The sequence below is a fragment of the Streptococcus sp. CM6 genome (assembly GCF_000526095.1).
GTDB lineage: Bacteria > Bacillota > Bacilli > Lactobacillales > Streptococcaceae > Streptococcus > Streptococcus oralis_BW.
This window is the reverse complement of the sequence record NZ_JATS01000018.1, coordinates 141,694-159,503: the sequence shown is the minus strand read 5'-3', so window position 1 is coordinate 159,503 and position 17,810 is coordinate 141,694. Positions and strand designations below refer to the sequence as shown.

Annotated in this window: 18 protein-coding genes; 14 read left to right on the top strand and 4 right to left on the bottom strand. The window is 42.0% G+C overall.

All coding sequences use genetic code 11. From position 1 onward, the window contains the following. Entirely contained in the window at nucleotides 1-735 is a 735-nt protein-coding gene (locus HMPREF1516_RS05355; RefSeq protein ID WP_033605970.1) for an ABC transporter ATP-binding protein, read from the top strand. Further along, the gene (locus HMPREF1516_RS05350; RefSeq protein ID WP_033605969.1) at nucleotides 735-1,385 is read left to right on the top strand and encodes an ABC-2 transporter permease; all 651 of its coding nucleotides are present in this window, start codon (nucleotides 735-737) and stop codon (nucleotides 1,383-1,385) included. The genes HMPREF1516_RS05355 and HMPREF1516_RS05350 overlap by 1 nt, the downstream gene beginning before the upstream one ends. Nucleotides 1,386-1,686: 301 nt before the next feature. Here the strand turns inward: HMPREF1516_RS05350 and HMPREF1516_RS05345 are convergent, their stop codons facing one another. The 4 genes from HMPREF1516_RS05345 to HMPREF1516_RS05330 are packed head-to-tail and all read right to left on the bottom strand — an operon-like array spanning nucleotide 1,687 to nucleotide 4,609. Continuing rightward, complete coding sequence (locus HMPREF1516_RS05345; protein ID WP_033605968.1) at nucleotides 1,687-2,346, bottom strand: amino acid ABC transporter permease; 660 nt, start codon at nucleotides 2,344-2,346, stop codon at nucleotides 1,687-1,689. A gap of 9 nt (nucleotides 2,347-2,355) precedes the next feature. Then, on the bottom strand, nucleotides 2,356-3,033 hold the full coding sequence (locus tag HMPREF1516_RS05340) for an amino acid ABC transporter permease (protein WP_033605967.1): 678 nt from the start codon (nucleotides 3,031-3,033) through the stop codon (nucleotides 2,356-2,358). 12 nt (nucleotides 3,034-3,045) lie between these two features. Further along, nucleotides 3,046-3,840: a transporter substrate-binding domain-containing protein gene (locus tag HMPREF1516_RS05335; protein ID WP_084647646.1), complete on the bottom strand. Its 795-nt coding sequence runs from the start codon at nucleotides 3,838-3,840 to the stop codon at nucleotides 3,046-3,048. Nucleotides 3,841-3,850: 10 nt separating this feature from the next. Then, entirely contained in the window at nucleotides 3,851-4,609 is a 759-nt protein-coding gene (locus HMPREF1516_RS05330; protein WP_001229587.1) for an amino acid ABC transporter ATP-binding protein, read from the bottom strand. A gap of 177 nt (nucleotides 4,610-4,786) precedes the next feature. On the opposite strand from HMPREF1516_RS05330, the gene recJ reads away from it, so the two are divergent. From recJ to HMPREF1516_RS05270, 12 genes are all read left to right on the top strand, one after another. Next, a complete protein-coding gene (gene recJ / locus HMPREF1516_RS05325) occupies nucleotides 4,787-7,006 on the top strand; it encodes a single-stranded-DNA-specific exonuclease RecJ (RefSeq protein ID WP_025169567.1) in 2,220 nt (739 codons plus the stop codon). A gap of 175 nt (nucleotides 7,007-7,181) precedes the next feature. Next, nucleotides 7,182-8,843, top strand: a complete 1,662-nt coding sequence (locus tag HMPREF1516_RS05320) for a ribonuclease J (RefSeq protein ID WP_000065596.1) — start codon at nucleotides 7,182-7,184, stop codon at nucleotides 8,841-8,843. A gap of 68 nt (nucleotides 8,844-8,911) precedes the next feature. Then, nucleotides 8,912-9,691, top strand: a complete 780-nt coding sequence (locus HMPREF1516_RS05315; RefSeq protein ID WP_000290051.1) for an alpha/beta hydrolase — start codon at nucleotides 8,912-8,914, stop codon at nucleotides 9,689-9,691. A 104-nt stretch (nucleotides 9,692-9,795) separates the two neighbouring features. Then, a complete protein-coding gene (locus tag HMPREF1516_RS05310) occupies nucleotides 9,796-10,497 on the top strand; it encodes a M57 family metalloprotease (protein ID WP_000498559.1) in 702 nt (233 codons plus the stop codon). A 101-nt stretch (nucleotides 10,498-10,598) separates the two neighbouring features. Then, nucleotides 10,599-12,422 (top strand): excinuclease ABC subunit UvrC, encoded by a 1,824-nt coding sequence (gene uvrC / locus HMPREF1516_RS05305; protein WP_033605966.1) that lies wholly within the window; start codon nucleotides 10,599-10,601, stop codon nucleotides 12,420-12,422. A 24-nt stretch (nucleotides 12,423-12,446) separates the two neighbouring features. Continuing rightward, nucleotides 12,447-13,052 carry a hypothetical protein gene (locus HMPREF1516_RS05300; RefSeq protein WP_033605965.1) on the top strand — a complete coding sequence of 202 codons (606 nt, stop codon included), beginning with the start codon at nucleotides 12,447-12,449 and terminating at the stop codon, nucleotides 13,050-13,052. Next, nucleotides 13,049-13,882, top strand: a complete 834-nt coding sequence (locus HMPREF1516_RS05295) for a metallophosphoesterase family protein (protein ID WP_001015759.1) — start codon at nucleotides 13,049-13,051, stop codon at nucleotides 13,880-13,882. The genes HMPREF1516_RS05300 and HMPREF1516_RS05295 overlap by 4 nt, the downstream gene beginning before the upstream one ends. Nucleotides 13,883-14,022: 140 nt before the next feature. Next, the gene (locus HMPREF1516_RS05290; protein WP_000720914.1) at nucleotides 14,023-14,544 is read left to right on the top strand and encodes a hypothetical protein; all 522 of its coding nucleotides are present in this window, start codon (nucleotides 14,023-14,025) and stop codon (nucleotides 14,542-14,544) included. Nucleotides 14,545-14,729: 185 nt separating this feature from the next. Beyond that, nucleotides 14,730-15,335 carry a nitroreductase family protein gene (locus tag HMPREF1516_RS05285; RefSeq protein ID WP_000670152.1) on the top strand — a complete coding sequence of 202 codons (606 nt, stop codon included), beginning with the start codon at nucleotides 14,730-14,732 and terminating at the stop codon, nucleotides 15,333-15,335. A gap of 12 nt (nucleotides 15,336-15,347) precedes the next feature. Next, nucleotides 15,348-16,748 carry a dipeptidase PepV gene (gene pepV, locus HMPREF1516_RS05280; protein ID WP_000125051.1) on the top strand — a complete coding sequence of 467 codons (1,401 nt, stop codon included), beginning with the start codon at nucleotides 15,348-15,350 and terminating at the stop codon, nucleotides 16,746-16,748. A 53-nt stretch (nucleotides 16,749-16,801) separates the two neighbouring features. Then, entirely contained in the window at nucleotides 16,802-17,392 is a 591-nt protein-coding gene (locus tag HMPREF1516_RS05275; RefSeq protein ID WP_033605964.1) for a uracil-DNA glycosylase family protein, read from the top strand. Further along, entirely contained in the window at nucleotides 17,389-17,676 is a 288-nt protein-coding gene (locus HMPREF1516_RS05270) for a rhodanese-like domain-containing protein (protein WP_000658239.1), read from the top strand. Before HMPREF1516_RS05275 ends, HMPREF1516_RS05270 begins: the two co-directional genes overlap by 4 nt. Nucleotides 17,677-17,810: the final 134 nt, after the last annotated feature.

The window sequence follows — 17,810 nt, the reverse complement described above, 5'->3', positions numbered from 1 at the left end:
ATGAAGTATGTTTTAGAGGTAAATGATATTACAAAAAAATATTCAGCATTTGAATTGAAACCTATAAGTTTTCATATTAAATCAGGTGAGGTTATGGGATTTATCGGTAGGAATGGAGCAGGTAAGACTACAGCGATTAAATCCATTCTAAATCTTGTTCATCCAGATGCAGGGAATGTCCGTATTCTTGGAATGGATTATCTGGATAATGAAGATGAAATCAAACAACGAATTGGTTATGCAGTGGGAGGAACCAATTATTATAAAAGAAAAAAATTAAAGGATATTGTCGCCATTACTCGTATTTTTTATGATAACTGGGATGATGAATCGTATCGTCATTATCTTGATGCATTTAAGCTTGATGAAAATAAGAAAATTATGGAACTGTCTGAGGGGATGAAAGTAAAATTTTATCTTACTTTAGCTCTTTCTCATCATGCTAAGCTTTTGATTTTAGATGAGCCAACTAGTGGACTTGATCCAGTATCTAGAGATGAGATGAATGAAATCTTTCGAAAACTAGCAGAAAAAGGGGTAGCAATCTTGTTTTCTACTCATATTACTAGTGATTTAGAGAAGTGTGCAGATACTATTACTTATATAAAAAATGGTGAATTGCTTTTATCTGAGAGAAAAGAGGATTTTATCAGTCATTACACGAAAGAAATGGGGCAGAAATCCACACTTGAAGATATTATGGTGCATATTGAAAGGGAAGAGGTGAATTTGTGATGAGAAAACTTCTCTATAAAGAAATGAAACTAACAGCAAATCCTTTGAGTTATTGGTTTATAACTTTTTCAGCTATTACGATGATTCCAAGGTATCCCATTCTTGTCAGTTCCTTTTTTATCTGTCTTGGTATTTTTTATACTTATCAACAAGTCCGAGAATGTGATGACATCACCTACACGGTCATGTTGCCAGTTAGAAAACAAGATGTGGTTACGGCTAAATATTTATTTGTTTTATCTATCGAGTGCATAGCTTTCATATTATGTCTTTTTCTGACGATTATTCGGATGAGACTCTTAGGAGATGCCACACCGTATGTGACAAATCCGTTGATGAATGCAAATGCTGCATATCTTGGCTATATAATGCTTGTATTTGCAAACTTTAACAGTGTTTTTCTTGGAGGCTTTTTTAAAACAGCTTATAAGATTGGGAAGCCTTTTATCCTATTCTGCGCAGTCACAACTGTCATAATATTCATGGGAGAGATATTACACCATATTCCTGGATTAGAAAGTTTGAATGATTCTTCAAATTTGAACGTACCACAGATAGTAATATTACTTTTTGGTGTTGCCATATTTAACTTATGCACCTGGTTTTCTTATCAGAAAGCTATAAAAGACTTCGAAAGAATTGATTTATAAAATTGAATACATTAAGTGACCGTATTTTGTCGGAGAAAATCCAATAGAAAATGGTACTGATAAAGAATTAAAAGTTGTGGAGCTGTTAGAACAGTGTTTCATATGGAAAAAATGTATGGGAAATACCAAAATTATAGGTATCAGAGTAGCAAAATAAATTTTTATTTCCGTTTGGTACCTATGATGGTGAAATTCCTGTTGGATTTATTATGATTGGCTATGATGTTGACGATTATTGGGACAATCCGCCTGAATGAAAATATAAAAATGTGAACCCTTGTTTTGAGTTCACATTTCGTTTTTATTCTGCGGCTTGTTGCCAACGTTTTGCTAGCTTATGAGACAGGCTAGAAATGGCAAAGTTAAAGATAAAGTAAATCAAGGCAATCAGGATATAAAGACTGAAGACCTGCTCTGGTTCGAAATAGCGTCCCATGAGAATTTGGCTGGCGCCAAAGAGTTCCTGTAGAGCGATAACAGAGTAGAGAAGGCTGGTATCCTTAATCACAGTTACAAACTGAGAAATGATAGCTGGCAGCATTTTGCGGATCGCTTGTGGGAGAATGATGTAGTAGAGGATTTGCGCAGAGGTGAATCCTTGCGACATTCCTGCTTCGTACTGGCCCTTGTCCACGGCATTGAGACCGCCCCGGATAATCTCAGCCAAGGCTGCTGAGGTAAAGAGGGTAAAGGCTGTAATACCAGCTGGTGTGGACTTCATCTTAAACACCAAAAAGATGGTGAAAATCCAGAGGAGGTTGGGAACATTACGTACAAACTCGATATAAATGCTGGAGATGATTCGTAAGACGGGATTTTTTCCATTTCTCATGACAGCTAGTACTGTTCCGATAAGGGTTGATAGGACGATAGCAATCAGAGAAATGTAGAGGGTTAAGCCAAATCCTTTAAAGATAAAGATTAGGTTATCTGGGGTCAAAACTTCTAAAATAGATTCCATAGTAACCTCCTAAAGTGAATAGGCTTTTTTGTTGGCTTGCTCCATCTTGCGACCAAACTGGGCAACAGGGAAGCATAGGGCAAAGTAGAGAAGAGCAGCACCTAAAAAGGCTGGAATGTAGTTTCCGTTTAGAGCCGACCAAGACTTAGTCACAAACATCAAGTCCACTCCAGAGATGATGGCAACTGTAGAGGTATTCTTGATGAGGTTGACGATTTGGTTGGTCAAAGGTGGGAGAATGATGCGGAAAGCCTGAGGCAAGATAATCAAGCGCATGGCGCTGATATAGGTAAATCCTTGTGAGAGAGCAGCTTCCATCTGACCACTAGGAATAGACTGAATCCCTGAACGAATAACCTCAGCGATATAAGCGCCGTGATAGAGTCCCACGCAGAGAACAGCTGTCCAATAAATCGGAATCATGATGGTGTGTTCACTGATAAGAGGCAAACCATAGAAGACGATGACAAACTGTACCAAGAGGGGAGTATTTTGATAAAATTCGACAAAGATACGAGCCAAAACGCGCAAGAATGGGCGTTTACTGGTTGACATGGCCCCGAAGAAGATGCCTAAAACCATGGCGAGGATAAAGGAACCAATCGCTAGGGCAAGGGTGAAGAGGAAACCATTGAAAAATTGTCCAAAATCCTGAAAATAGGCTGTCCAAGATGATAAATTTGTCATGGGGTGTCCTCCTTAATCTGCGGTATGGCTAGATGGTTTGAGCTTGTAACGGTCATAGAGTTTCTGCAAACTACCGTCCTTGGTCCATTTAGTGACCAAGGTATCAAGATAGTTGTGTAGCTCGGTATTTGATTTCTTGGTAACAATACCATAGTCAGATGGCTTGAAACTATCATCTAGCAGTTCTGTCCGTTTACTAATGTAGCCAGACAGGATAGAGCGGTCCACGGAAAAGGCATCAATACGGTGAGCATGGAGGGAAGTAATCAATTCTGGGTAGGAACCAAGTTCTACAAACTTAAATTTCAGACCTTTCTTTTTACCTAGTTCGGTAATCAGGCGTTGAGTAATGGAACCTTGGGCAACTCCGATGGTTTTACCATTTAGGTCCTCAATGCTTTTGATGTTGGCAGACTTATTGACCAAAAAGCCAGAAGCATCTGTGTAGTAGGGACTGGTGAAGTTGTAGAGTTTTTTACGTTCTTCTGTGATGGTAAAGGTCGCGATATCCATGTCGACCTGTTCATTGTCTAGGAGTGGTCCACGTGTTTGAGCGGTAACAGGAACGTAGCGAATCTTGACCTTGAGTTCATCTGCAATCATCTTGGCCAGGTCCGTTTCGATACCAGAATAAGTTCCTGTCTTGGGATCCTTGTAGCCAAAATTCGGAACGTCTTGTTTGACACCGACAACTAATTCGCCTCTTTTTTGAATGTCTGCGATGCTGGTATCAGCCTGAACTGGTTTGGCAGCAGCAAGGCTGAAAAGGCTAATCAATAATGCGGATAAAAAGAATTTCTTTTTCATAGGCGCCTCCTTATTTGACTTTGTCACTTTCGTGGTTGATAATTTTGCTGAGGAATTGTTGGGCACGAGGTTCGCTTGGATTGTCGAAAAAGTCATCGACATCTGTCGTATCCACCAAAACTTCTCCGTCGGCCATAAAGATGATGCGGTCCGCAACTTCACGGGCAAAGCCCATTTCGTGGGTAACGATGATCATGTTCATCCCATCATGCGCCAGTTTTTGCATAACTGCTAGTACATCACCGATAGTCTCAGGGTCAAGGGCAGATGTTGGCTCATCAAAGAGAAGTAGCTCTGGATGCATAGCGAGTCCGCGTGCAATGGCAATCCGTTGTTTTTGTCCACCAGATAGCATGGCCGGATAAGAATCTTTCTTGTCCCACATGTTTACAAATTCCAGATATTTTTGGGCTGTTTTTTCAGCTTCTTTTTTATCAATTCCTAGAACTTTTATGGGTGCGAGTGTTACATTTTCTAACACTGTTTTGTGTGGATAAAGATTAAAATGTTGAAAAACCATGCCGACTTCCTTACGAAGAGGAACTAAATCTTTCTGACTAGCACCTGCTACTTGGTGTCCATTGACTAGGAGACTTCCTTTGTCAACAGCCTCTAAACCATTAATCGTACGGATAAGAGTGGACTTCCCAGAGCCAGAAGGTCCAAGCAGGACAACAACTTGTCCTTTTTCAAAACGGAGATTGATGTCGCGGAGTGCGTGATAGTCTCCGTAATATTTTTCGACGTTTTTAAATTCTACTAAAGCCATGAGAGATCTCCTTTGTGTTAGATTTTATAACATGATTCTACAACAAAAGAGTGTTCTTGTCAAATCATATCTGAAAAAAATTCACTAAAATGTTATAAAAAAGCAATCTGGATAGAGAAAATGCCTAAATCATGTTATAATGAAACGATAGAATTCTTAGAAAGAGTGGATGTTTTTTTGATAACTCCTACTTATGAATGGCAGTTCGCCCCGCAGGTTGAAGATGCGGATTTTACAAAGATAGCCAAGAAGGCTGGACTGGGTCCTGAGGTGGCTCGGTTATTATTTGAAAGAGGGATTCAGGATGAAGAAAGTCTGAAGAAGTTTTTAGAACCTTCTTTAGAGGATTTACATGACCCTTATCTGCTCCATGATATGGATAAGGCAGTAGAACGGATTCGTCAGGCCATTGAAGAAGGGGAGAATATTCTCGTCTATGGAGACTATGATGCGGATGGTATGACTTCAGCTTCGATTGTGAAGGAAAGTTTGGAACAGCTTGGCGCGGAGTGCCGAGTTTACTTGCCCAACCGTTTTACCGATGGCTATGGTCCCAATGCCAGTGTCTATAAATACTTTATCGAGCAAGAGGGAATTTCCCTGATTGTGACAGTGGATAATGGGGTTGCAGGTCACGAGGCCATTGAATTGGCCCAGTCTATGGGAGCGGATGTCATTGTGACTGACCACCATTCCATGCCGGAAACCCTTCCTGATGCCTATGCGATTGTTCACCCTGAGCATCCAGATGCGGACTATCCCTTCAAATGTTTAGCTGGTTGTGGAGTGGCTTTCAAGCTGGCTTGCGCCCTTTTAGAAGAAGTGCAAGTGGAATTGCTTGATTTGGTCGCTATCGGTACCATTGCAGATATGGTGAGCTTGACAGATGAAAACCGTATCATGGTTCAATATGGTCTGGAAATGCTGGGGCATACTCAGCGTATTGGCCTACAAGAAATGCTGGATATGGCTGGGATTGCTGCTAATGAAGTAACAGAAGAAACGGTTGGTTTCCAGATTGCCCCTCGTTTAAATGCCTTGGGGCGCTTGGATGATCCCAATCCTGCCATTGATTTGTTGACTGGGTTTGACGACGAGGAAGCACATGAGATTGCCCTCATGATTCACCAGAAAAATGAAGAACGTAAGGAAATCGTCCAGTCAATCTATGAAGAAGCTAAGACCATGGTGGATCCTGAGAAGAAGGTCCAGGTCTTGGCCAAGGAAGGCTGGAATCCTGGCGTTCTGGGTATCGTTGCTGGTCGTTTGTTGGAAGAGCTAGGGCAGACAGTTATTGTTCTTAATATAGAAGATGGTCGTGCCAAAGGTAGCGCTCGTAGTGTGGAAGCGGTCGATATTTTTGAAGCCTTAGATCCCCATCGCGACCTCTTTATCGCCTTTGGTGGCCATGCTGGTGCAGCAGGAATGACGCTGGAAGTGGAGAAACTTTCAGATTTATCTCAGGTTTTGGAAGACTATATCCGTGAAAAAGGCGCAGATGCTAGTGGTAAGAATAAGTTAAATCTAGATGAAGAGCTAGACTTGGAGTCGCTTAGCTTGGAAACGGTTAAAAGCTTTGAACGCTTGGCACCCTTTGGGATGGATAATCAGAAACCTGTCTTTTATATCAAGGATTTTCATGTCGAAAGTGCTCGTACCATGGGAGCAGGCAATGCCCACCTCAAACTAAAAATTTCCAAGGGTGAGGCGAGTTTCGAAGTGGTGGCCTTTGGACAAGGTAGATGGGCGACAGAATTTGCTCAAACAAAAAACCTAGAATTGGCAGTCACCTTGTCTGTCAATCAATGGAATGGCCAAACTGCTCTCCAGTTGATGATGGTGGATGCGCGTGTGGAAGGCGTTCAACTCTTTAACATTCGTGGGAAGAATGCAGTCTTGCCAGAAGGGGTTCCAGTCTTGGATTTTTCTGGTGAGTTGCCAGATCTAGCGACTAGTGACGCGGTTGTTGTGAAAACAATTCCTGAGGATATGACCCTGCTGAAGACCATTTTTCAGGAACAACATTTCTCTGCTGTCTATTTCAAAAACGACATCGACAAGGCCTACTATCTGACAGGTTATGGAACTAGAGAACAGTTTGCAAAATTGTACAAGACTATTTACCAGTTCCCAGAGTTTGATATTCGCTACAAGTTGAAAGATTTAGCGGCTTATCTCAATATCCAACAAATCTTGCTGGTCAAGATGATCCAAGTCTTTGAAGAGCTGGGCTTTGTGACGATCAAAGATGGTGTCATGACAGTCAATAAAGAAGCGCCGAAAAGGGAAATTGCTGAAAGTCAGATTTACCAAAATCTCAAACAGACCGTTAAAGACCAAGAAATGATGGCGCTGGGTACCGTGCAAGAAATATATGACTTTTTAATGGAGAAATAGTAGAAGTTAGGAAAGAGTTGGGTAACCAGCTCTTTTTTGAAAACAAATCTTCGTTTTGAAAATCATCAAAAAAATGGTATAATGGTAGGAAAAGATTCGGCTGAAAGTTTTAGAACTTTTAGAATAAGAGGGTAAACCTACCCTATAATCAAGATAATTAAGTTTCGGAGGGAAAATGAGTAATATCAGTTTAACAACACTAGGTGGTGTACGAGAAAATGGGAAAAATATGTACATTGCTGAAATCGATGAATCTATCTTTGTTTTGGATGCAGGGCTTAAATACCCTGAAAATGAACAACTAGGGGTTGATGTCGTCATTCCAAACATGGACTACCTTTTTGAAAATAGCGACCGTATCGCAGGGGTCTTCTTGACTCACGGGCATGCGGATGCCATTGGTGCCCTGCCTTATCTCTTGGCAGAGGCTAAGGTGCCTGTGTTTGGCTCTGAGTTGACTATCGAGTTGGCGAAACTCTTTGTCAAAGGAAATGATACGGTTAAGAAATTCAATGACTTCCATATCATTGATGAAAACACGGAGATTGACTTTGGGGGAACGGTTGTTTCCTTCTTCCGTACGACTCACTCTATCCCAGAAAGTCTGGGAGTTGTGTTAAAAACACCAAAAGGGAACATTGTTTACACAGGCGACTTCAAATTTGACCAGACGGCTAGTGAATCCTATGCGACGGATTTTGCGCGTTTAGCCGAAATCGGCCGTGATGGTGTCTTGGCACTTCTCAGTGATTCTGCAAATGCAGACAGCAATATCCAGGTGGCGAGCGAGAGTGAAGTTGGGGATGAAATTACCCAAACTATCGCTGACTGGGACGGTCGTATCATCGTTGCAGCGGTTGCCAGCAACCTTTCTCGTATCCAGCAGGTTTTTGATGCGGCTGCGGAGACTGGCCGCCGAGTCGTTTTGACTGGATTTGATGTTGAAAATATCGTCCGTACAGCGATTCGTCTCAAAAAATTGTCTCTAGCTAATGAAAGCCTTTTGATAAAACCGAAAGAAATGTCTCGTTTTGAAGACCATGAGTTGATTATCCTAGAGACAGGTCGTATGGGTGAACCCATCAATGGACTTCGCAAGATGTCCGTTGGGCGCCACCGTTATGTAGAAATCAAGGATGGGGACTTGGTTTATATTGTAACAACTCCATCCACCGCCAAAGAAGCAGTTGTGGCTCGCGTTGAAAATATGATTTACCAAGCTGGTGGTGTGGTAAAACTCATTACCCAGAGTTTGCGAGTATCAGGACACGGAAATGCGCGTGATTTGCAGTTGATGATCAATCTTTTGCAACCGAAATATCTTTTTCCTGTCCAAGGGGAGTACCGTGAGTTGGATGCGCATGCCAAGGCTGCCATGGCAGTTGGAATGTTGCCAGAGCGCATTTTCATCCCTAAAAAGGGAACGATCATGTCCTATGAACATGGAGACTTCGTCCCAGCTGGAGCAGTTTCTGCAGGTGATGTCATGATTGATGGAAATGCCATTGGTGATGTTGGGAATGTCGTTCTTCGCGACCGTAAGGTCTTGTCAGAGGATGGGATCTTTATCGTGGCTATCACTGTTAACCGTCGTGAGAAGAAAATTGTGGCTAAGGCTCGTGTTCATACGCGTGGATTTATCTACCTTAAGAAAAGTCGCGACATTCTCCGTGAAAGTTCCGAATTGATTAACCAAACGGTAGAAGAGTATCTTCAAGGGGATGACTTTGACTGGGCAGATCTCAAAGGGAAGGTTCGTGACAATTTGACCAAGTACCTCTTTGATCAAACCAAACGTCGCCCAGCAATTTTGCCAGTCGTGATGGAAGCTAAATAATAAGCAGAATACCTACGGAAAAAGTCGATATTCGGCTTTTTCTTATAGAATAGTAAAAGGAGACAACCATGGCAGTTATGAATATTGAGTATTACTCAGAAGTTTTGGATATGGAGTGGGGTGTTACCGTCCTCTATCCAGATGGCAGTCGAGTGACTGAACCAGATTGCGCAGATATTCCTGTTCTTTACCTTTTGCACGGAATGTCAGGAAATCAAAATAGCTGGCTCAAACGTACCAATGTCGAACGCTTGTTGCGTGGAACCAATCTCATTGTTATCATGCCCAATACTAGCAATGGCTGGTATACAGATACTCAGTATGGCTATAACTACTATACAGCTTTAGCAGAAGAACTCCCCCAAGTCATGAAACGTTTCTTCCCCAATATGACCAGCAAGCGCGAAAAGACCTTCATTGCAGGTCTCTCAATGGGTGGCTACGGCTCCTTCAAACTCGCTCTATCGACGAATCGTTTTTCTCATGCGGCTAGTTTTTCTGGTGCGCTCAGTTTTCAAGAATTCTCTCCTGAAAGCCAGGATCTGGAATCTCTTGCCTACTGGCGAGGAGTTTTTGGAGAAATCAAAGACTGGACAGCTAGTCCTCATTCGCTTGAAAGCATGGCTACAAAATCCGATAAAAAGACCAAACTATGGGCTTGGTGTGGGGAACAAGACTATCTTTACTCTGCCAATAATCTCGCAGTGAAAAACCTCAAAAATCTTGGTTTTGAGGTGACCTATAGTCATAGTCCAGGTAAGCACGAGTGGTACTACTGGGAAAAACAATTGGAACGTTTTTTGGCTACTCTACCAATTGACTTTGTCTTGGAAGAACGCTTATCTTAGTTTTAGGTTTCTTTCAGCTTTATTCAGTAAAATGGAGAATCTATCTTGATCAAGGAGAATGTGATTTCAAGATAGGTTCTTATTTTTATGAAAGGTGGAGCGTCATGTTCTGGATTATTCGATTATTGTTCCGATTTCTTTTGGGAATTTGGCGTTTCTTCTGGCGTCTGGTTTGGACTGTGGCCATTCTACTGCTCATTGCCTTTGGAGTGCTTTGGTATCTGACAGGTGATTTTCATTCTGCGGTCAATCAGGTTGAAAAAATGAGCAAGATTGGTCAAGGTGGCTGGAATCAATGGAAAGAGACGGGAACGCTGGAAGTCTTGTCTCAGACAGACAGTCACCAACATGCAGAAGGCAAGTGGGCTCATGCCTCAGCTCGCATCTATATTGAGCCTCAAATGGATGAGACCTTCCAAGGCGCCTATGCAGAAGCCATAAAAAACTGGAATCAAACGGGAGCCTTTACCTTTGAGGTGGTAGCGGATTCTAGTCAGGCAGATATTGTGGCAAGTGAGATGAATGATGGATCGACAGCTGTAGCTGGGCAAGCCGAGAGTCAAACCAATTTGTTAACCAAACAATTTATATCTGTAACGGTTCGCCTGAATCACTATTATCTATCTAATCCAAACTATGGATATTCTTATGAACGGATTGTGCACACGGCGGAGCACGAGCTGGGGCATGCCATCGGATTGGATCATACCAACGAGACTTCTGTCATGCAGCCGGCAGGTTCCTACTATGGAATTCAGCCTCGGGATGTGACAGCTGTTCAAGAACTCTATACCAGCAGCGACTAGATGAAGTTGGTACAATCTAAAATAAAATCAAAGCTTCTCCAACAAGTGATTGGTGGGGCTTTTTGTTCGTCCTGTTACGGCCTTTTTGCTATAATGGAACTATGAACAACTTGATCAAATCAAAACTAGAGCTCTTACCAACCAGCCCTGGTTGCTACATTCACAAGGATAAAAATGGTACTATTATCTATGTAGGAAAGGCTAAAAATCTGCGCAATCGCGTGCGGTCCTATTTCCGTGGAAGTCATGATACCAAGACGGAGGCTCTGGTGTCTGAGATTGTGGATTTTGAATTTATCGTCACTGAGTCTAATATTGAGGCACTTCTCCTAGAAATCAACCTGATCAAGGAGAATAAGCCTAAATACAATATCATGCTCAAGGATGATAAGTCCTATCCCTTCATCAAAATCACCAATGAGCGTTATCCTCGCTTGATTATCACCCGTCAGGTCAAGAAGGACGGTGGTCTTTATTTTGGCCCTTATCCAGATGTGGGGGCAGCCAATGAAATTAAGCGGTTGCTGGATCGGATTTTCCCTTTTCGGAAATGTACCAATCCGCCGTCTAAAGTCTGTTTTTATTACCATATCGGCCAATGTATGGCTCACACCATCTGTAAGAAAGATGAGGCTTATTTCAAGTCCATGGCTCAGGAGGTTTCTGATTTCCTAAAAGGACAGGATGACAAAATTATCGATGACCTCAAGGGCAAGATGGCAAAGGCAGCTCAAAGTATGGAGTTTGAACGTGCGGCGGAATACCGTGATCTGATTCAGGCCATTGGAACGCTTCGGACCAAGCAACGGGTTATGGCAAAGGATCTCCAAAATCGAGATGTCTTTGGCTACTATGTGGACAAGGGTTGGATGTGTGTCCAGGTTTTCTTTGTTCGTCAGGGAAAACTCATTGAGCGGGACGTCAACCTCTTCCCTTACTACAATGATCCGGATGAGGATTTTTTGACCTATGTGGGACAATTCTATCAAGAAAAATCCCACCTGGTTCCCAATGAGGTGCTGATTCCGCAGGATATCGATGAAGAAGCTGTCAAAGCCTTGGTGGATACCAAGATTCTTAAACCTCAGCGTGGAGAGAAAAAACAACTGGTCAATTTGGCTATAAAGAATGCCCGTGTTAGTCTGGAGCAGAAGTTCAATCTGCTAGAAAAATCTGTCGAAAAGACCCAAGGGGCTATTGAAAATCTGGGACGCTTGCTCCAAATCCCGACCCCAGTACGTATCGAGTCCTTCGATAACTCTAATATCATGGGAACCAGTCCTGTTTCAGCTATGGTAGTCTTTGTCAATGGCAAACCGAGTAAGAAGGATTACCGTAAGTACAAGATAAAAACGGTTGTTGGTCCAGACGATTATGCCAGTATGCGTGAAGTCATTCGCAGACGTTATGGTCGAGTACAACGAGAAGGTTTAACCCCGCCAGATTTGATTGTCATTGATGGGGGACAAGGTCAAGTCAATATCGCAAAGCAAGTCATCCAAGAAGAGCTGGGTTTGGATATCCCAATTGCAGGCCTGCAAAAGAATGACAAGCACCAAACCCATGAGCTACTCTTTGGAGATCCGCTGGAAGTGGTGGAGTTATCCCGAAATTCTCAGGAATTTTTCCTCCTCCAACGCATCCAAGATGAGGTGCATCGCTTTGCTATCACTTTTCACCGCCAACTGCGCTCGAAAAATTCCTTTTCATCACAACTGGATGGAATTGAAGGATTGGGACCTAAACGCAAGCAGAATCTCATGAAGCATTTCAAGTCTCTCACTAAAATCAAGGAAGCCAGTGTGGATGAAATTGTCGAAGTTGGTGTGCCGAGGGTAGTCGCAGAAGCTGTGCAGAGAAAGTTGAACCCTCAGGAAGAAGTGGAATTGGCTCAAGTGGCAGAACCATTAAAAGAATTGGAATAAGTATCTAGATAGAAAGTAGAAGAAATGAATAGGATTGAGATTGACAGAGATATACTCCTTTTTTTACGATTTGCTTACTTTGGGAATTCAAAAGATTTATTTTTAGCTGCAACTACTCGAGCCTATCTTGATTTTAATCGAACCTTGCGATTTCATGGCATGCCAGATGAACAGCGCTTGGAGATGAGAAATCGGGCCTCTAAGTGTATCAAAGAAGCGATTTTAAATCTCTTGAATCGGGATAAGCTGTGTCAAACTGATTTTGATAGTTGGCATCATAGGACTTGTGATGTTCTGATAGATTGCTATCGCTCAAATGGGATTCGATTCACTTATGGTCATGCTCAAAAGTGGATTAATATGACGTTCAAGTATCTGTATATGCTTGAAGCTGTAACCCTAGACTCCGTTTTTCTTTTTTTACACGTACCGATAGATAACATCGTGTTAGAGAGGGCTAAAAAACAGTTGTGTATCCCAAAACCTTCTCAAGTGTGGAGTAGTTGGGGAGATTACGCTTTCTATCTTCAATATCAAGAACATTTGAGGCAAAGAATAGGCAAGGAAGCTCCTCTTCGTTGGGAGTTTCACAATTGGCTAGATGAAATAGAAAAAGGAAAATCATTATGAACCATAAAATTGCAATTTTATCAGATATTCATGGCAATGCGACAGCCTTAGAAGCAGTGATTGCAGATGCTAGAAAGCTGGAGGCGACAGAATATTGGCTTCTGGGAGATATTTTTCTTCCCGGTCCCGGTGCAAATGACTTGGTCGCCCTGCTAAAGGACCTTCCTATCACAGCAAGTGTTCGAGGAAATTGGGATGATTGTGTCCTTGAGGCCTTGGATGGGGAATACGGTTTGGAAAATCCGCAAGACATCCAGCTCATGCGAATGACCCAGTTTTTGATGGAGCGAATGGATCCTGAAACGATTGTCTGGCTACGAAACTTACCTATGCTAGAAAAGAAAGAAGTTGATGGACTGCGCTTTTCTCTTTCTCATAATTTGCCAAATAAGAACTATGGTGGTGACTTGTTGGTTGGGAATGATACAGAAAAATTTGACCAACTCCTAGATGAGGAAACGGACGTGGCAGTCTATGGTCATGTCCACAAGCAGTTGCTTCGTTATGGAAGTCAAGGGCAACAAATCATCAATCCAGGTACGATAGGCATGCCCTATTTTAATTGGGAAAAGTTAAAAAATCACCGTGCTCAGTATGCCGTGATAGAAGTAGAAGATGGGGAGTTGGTCAATATCCTATTTCGAAAAGTTTCTTATGATTATGAAGCGGAGTTAGAATTGGCCAAGTCCAAGGGGCTTCCTTTTATCGAAATGTATGAAGAACTACGTCGAGATGACAACTATCGGGGGCACAATCTAGAACTCTTAGCTAGTTTAATTGAAAAGCATGGGTATGTAGAGGATGTGAAGGATTATTTTGATTTTTTGTAAAGTTAGAAATAAAATGGACGCTCTTATTTGGAAGTGAGGTTTGTAGTCGAATTGCTTAGAAAAGATGGTTTAGCTAAAGTTTGACATTGAAATTATTTTGTTATAGAATGGACTTAATTCTTAATAAAAAGGAGAACATTATGAAGAAAATTATTACAGCCAGTATGGCTCTTTTATCTGTTGTTGTTTTAGCAGCATGTTCAGGGAAAACAACGTCTGATTCTTCAACTAAAAATTCAAGTTCTGTAGAGCAAACTTCTTCAGAGACCTCATCAACAACGTCTAGTTCAAAGACAGAAAATAATGAGGTTGTTTTGATCACTGATGAAGAAATTGACAATGCTAAAACTGTTGGAGATGTGAAGAAAGTTTTTGGTAAACTAGTTGACAATTATAAAAAGCATGCAGTTGAAATTGGAGAAAAAATTCCAGAGAGTGGAAAAGAAGCATATAACGCCCAAGTTGAACCCGCACTTAAGTCTATGGAGACTGTAAGAGAGTCATTTAACGAAAGTCTTTCAAGTATTGGTTCTGATGATACAGTAGTGCCAGAACAAACTCGTACTCTATTTGTTCAACAGTTGAAAACTGGACGTGATACAATGAAGAAAGCACTGGAGTCAGCGTATAAAGCAGTTGCTCCATACACATCTGGTCAATAATATGAGAAAGTAGGTGAATTATCACCTGCTTTTTGATTTGTTTAAATCCAAAACGATACCTACATAAAAAGCTACAAGTGGATAGTAGAGAGTTTGAAAGAAGTACTAACTCTATGAAAAATCTCTGCAAGCTCTTTCAAATTATGGTAGAATGGAAGCAGTAGAATTAGAAAAGGAAATCGATTATGAAATTTCTTGAATTAAATAAAAAACGTCATGCGACCAAGCATTTTACTGATAAACCGGTAGATCCCAAAGATGTGCGTACGGCTATCGAAATCGCAACCTTGGCCCCAAGTGCCCACAATAGCCAGCCATGGAAGTTTGTGGTTGTTCGTGAGAAAAATGCTGAATTGGCAAAATTAGCTTATGGTTCGAACTTTGAGCAGGTATCATCAGCGCCAGTGACCATTGCCTTGTTTACAGATACAGATCTTGCCAAACGTGCCCGCAAGATTGCCCGTGTTGGTGGCGCAAAGAATTTCTCAGAAGAGCAACTTCAATATTTCATGAAGAATTTGCCTGCCGAGTTTGCGCGTTACAGTGAACAACAAGTTAGCGACTACCTAGCCCTCAATGCAGGTTTGGTTGCCATGAACTTGGTTCTGGCTCTTACAGACCAAGGAATCGGTTCTAACATTATCCTTGGATTTGACAAATCAAAAGCCAACGAAGTTTTGGACATTGAAGACCGTTTCCGCCCAGAACTCTTGATTACAGTGGGTTACACAGACGAGAAATTAGAACCAAGCTACCGCTTGCCAGTAGATGAAATCATAGAGAAAAGATAGAAGGAAGAAAAAATGACAGCAATTGATTTTACAGCAGAAGTAGAAAAACGCAAAGAAGACCTCTTGGCTGACTTGTTTAGCCTTTTGGAAATCAACTCAGAACGTGATGATAGCAAGGCAGATGCGCAGCATCCCTTTGGACCTGGTCCAGTAAAAGCTTTGGAGAAATTCCTTGAAATAGCAGACCGCGATGGCTATCCAACTAAAAATGTTGATAACTACGCAGGACATTTTGAGTTTGGTGAAGGAGAAGAAGTTCTCGGAATCTTTGCTCACATGGACGTGGTGCCAGCTGGTAGCGGTTGGGACACGGACCCTTATACACCAACTATCAAAGATGGTCGCCTTTATGCGCGCGGAGCTTCAGATGACAAGGGACCTACAACAGCTTGTTACTATGGTTTGAAAATCATCAAAGAATTGGGTCTTCCAACTTCTAAGAAAGTTCGTTTTATTGTCGGAACAGACGAAGAATCAGGCTGGGCAGATATGGACTACTACTTTGAACATGTAGGACTTGCAAAACCAGACTTTGGCTTCTCTCCAGACGCTGAATTCCCTATCATCAATGGTGAAAAAGGAAATATCACAGAATACCTTCACTTTGCAGGTGAAAATGCAGGTGCTGCTCGTCTTCACAGCTTTACAGGTGGTTTGCGTGAAAACATGGTACCTGAATCAGCAACAGCAGTCGTTTCAGGTGTCTTAGCTGACTTGCAAGCTAAACTAGATGCCTTTGTTGCAGAGCACAAACTTAGAGGAGAACTCCAAGAAGAAAACGGTCAGTACAAGGTGACTGTGATTGGTAAATCTGCCCATGGTGCTATGCCTGCTTCAGGTGTCAATGGGGCTACTTACCTAGCATTCTTCCTCAGCCAATTTGACTTTGCTGGACCAGCCAAAGACTACCTCGACATTGCTGGTAAGATTCTCTTGAATGACCATGAGGGTGAAAATCTCAAGGTTGCTCATGTGGATGAAAAAATGGGTGCCCTTTCTATGAATGCGGGTGTCTTCCGCTTTGACGAAGCAAGTGCTGACAATACCATTGCCCTCAACTTCCGTTATCCAAAAGGAACAAGCCCAGAGCAAATCAAGTCAATCCTTGAAAACTTGCCAGTTGCTTCTGTTAGCCTCTCTGCCCATGGTCATACACCTCACTATGTACCGATGGAAGATCCACTTGTGCAAACCTTGTTGAATGTCTATGAAAAACAAACTGGTCTTAAAGGTCACGAACAAGTCATCGGTGGTGGTACCTTTGGTCGTTTGCTAGAACGTGGGGTTGCCTACGGTGCGATGTTCCCAGACTCAATTGACACTATGCACCAAGCCAATGAATTTATCGCCTTGGACGATCTCTTCCGAGCAGCAGCAATCTATGCAGAAGCTATCTATGAATTGATCAAATAAAACGATAGAAGTCTGAGATTTTATGCTTAGACTTCTTTTTGGAGGGAAAACAGATGTCTCAAATCGAAAGAATCAAGCAAGCCATTATGGCGGATCCGCAGAATGCCAGCTACACAGAACGTGGAATCGAACCTCTCTTTGCGGCGCCAAAAACTGCTCGCATCAATATTGTCGGTCAAGCTCCGGGGTTTAAAACGCAAGAAGCTGGGATTTATTGGAAGGATAAGAGTGGTGATCGGCTGCGTGAGTGGCTAGGTGTAGATGAAGATACATTTTACAATTCGGGCTTGTTTGCAGTTATTCCCATGGATTTTTATTTCCCAGGACATGGCAAATCAGGCGACCTTCCACCCCGTAAAGGCTTTGCCGAAAAATGGCACCCACAACTCTTGCAAGAGTTGCCCGATATTCAATTAACTCTCTTGATTGGGCAATATGCCCAAGCCTATTATTTACAGGAGAAAGTTAGTGGCAAGGTGACAGAGCGGGTGAAACACTACAAAGACTATCTACCAGAATTTTTCCCTCTGGTGCACCCGTCACCACGTAATCAAATCTGGATGGCTAAGAATCCTTGGTTTGAGTCAGAAGTAGTGCCAGATTTGAAAAAAAGAATTAAAACGATTTTAGGAGAAAAAGAATGAAAGAAATAGCCTTCGATGAATTTTACCAGCTCTATCAGAAAGAATCCCTTTCAGTCTTAGACGTGAGAGAAGTAGAAGAGTTCGAGACGCTTCATTTAGAAGGTGCACACAACTTACCGCTTAGTCAATTGGCTGATACTTATGATCAGTTGGACAAGGACCTCTTGCATTATGTCATTTGTAAATCTGGGATGAGGTCAACTCGTGCTTGCCAGTTCTTGGAGGAGTATGGATACAAGGTCATCAATGTTCAAGGTGGCATGACGGCCTTTGAAAATCTTTAAAATTTTGCATTTCTCCTACTTGGTGTGGACTAGGTAGGAGAATTTTGTTTTTAGATAATTCTTATTTTTAAAAATATTGAAAACATTCAATATTTACTTCGTGATGCTTTTTTCATACTCTTATTCGTGATATA

What these genes read in the sequence shown, in the direction of transcription:
- HMPREF1516_RS05355 (WP_033605970.1), top strand. Translation starts at nt 1, where the DNA reads ATGAAGTATGTTTTAGAGGTAAATGATATTACAAAAAAATATTCAGCA.
- HMPREF1516_RS05350 (WP_033605969.1), top strand. Translation starts at nt 735, where the DNA reads ATGAGAAAACTTCTCTATAAAGAAATGAAACTAACAGCAAATCCTTTG.
- HMPREF1516_RS05345 (WP_033605968.1), bottom strand. Translation starts at nt 2,346, where the DNA reads ATGGAATCTATTTTAGAAGTTTTGACCCCAGATAACCTAATCTTTATC.
- HMPREF1516_RS05340 (WP_033605967.1), bottom strand. Translation starts at nt 3,033, where the DNA reads ATGACAAATTTATCATCTTGGACAGCCTATTTTCAGGATTTTGGACAA.
- HMPREF1516_RS05335 (WP_084647646.1), bottom strand. Translation starts at nt 3,840, where the DNA reads ATGAAAAAGAAATTCTTTTTATCCGCATTATTGATTAGCCTTTTCAGC.
- HMPREF1516_RS05330 (WP_001229587.1), bottom strand. Translation starts at nt 4,609, where the DNA reads ATGGCTTTAGTAGAATTTAAAAACGTCGAAAAATATTACGGAGACTAT.
- HMPREF1516_RS05320 (WP_000065596.1), top strand. Translation starts at nt 7,182, where the DNA reads ATGAGTAATATCAGTTTAACAACACTAGGTGGTGTACGAGAAAATGGG.
- HMPREF1516_RS05315 (WP_000290051.1), top strand. Translation starts at nt 8,912, where the DNA reads ATGGCAGTTATGAATATTGAGTATTACTCAGAAGTTTTGGATATGGAG.
- HMPREF1516_RS05310 (WP_000498559.1), top strand. Translation starts at nt 9,796, where the DNA reads ATGTTCTGGATTATTCGATTATTGTTCCGATTTCTTTTGGGAATTTGG.
- uvrC (WP_033605966.1), top strand. Translation starts at nt 10,599, where the DNA reads ATGAACAACTTGATCAAATCAAAACTAGAGCTCTTACCAACCAGCCCT.
- HMPREF1516_RS05300 (WP_033605965.1), top strand. Translation starts at nt 12,447, where the DNA reads ATGAATAGGATTGAGATTGACAGAGATATACTCCTTTTTTTACGATTT.
- HMPREF1516_RS05295 (WP_001015759.1), top strand. Translation starts at nt 13,049, where the DNA reads ATGAACCATAAAATTGCAATTTTATCAGATATTCATGGCAATGCGACA.
- HMPREF1516_RS05290 (WP_000720914.1), top strand. Translation starts at nt 14,023, where the DNA reads ATGAAGAAAATTATTACAGCCAGTATGGCTCTTTTATCTGTTGTTGTT.
- HMPREF1516_RS05285 (WP_000670152.1), top strand. Translation starts at nt 14,730, where the DNA reads ATGAAATTTCTTGAATTAAATAAAAAACGTCATGCGACCAAGCATTTT.
- pepV (WP_000125051.1), top strand. Translation starts at nt 15,348, where the DNA reads ATGACAGCAATTGATTTTACAGCAGAAGTAGAAAAACGCAAAGAAGAC.
- HMPREF1516_RS05275 (WP_033605964.1), top strand. Translation starts at nt 16,802, where the DNA reads ATGTCTCAAATCGAAAGAATCAAGCAAGCCATTATGGCGGATCCGCAG.
- HMPREF1516_RS05270 (WP_000658239.1), top strand. Translation starts at nt 17,389, where the DNA reads ATGAAAGAAATAGCCTTCGATGAATTTTACCAGCTCTATCAGAAAGAA.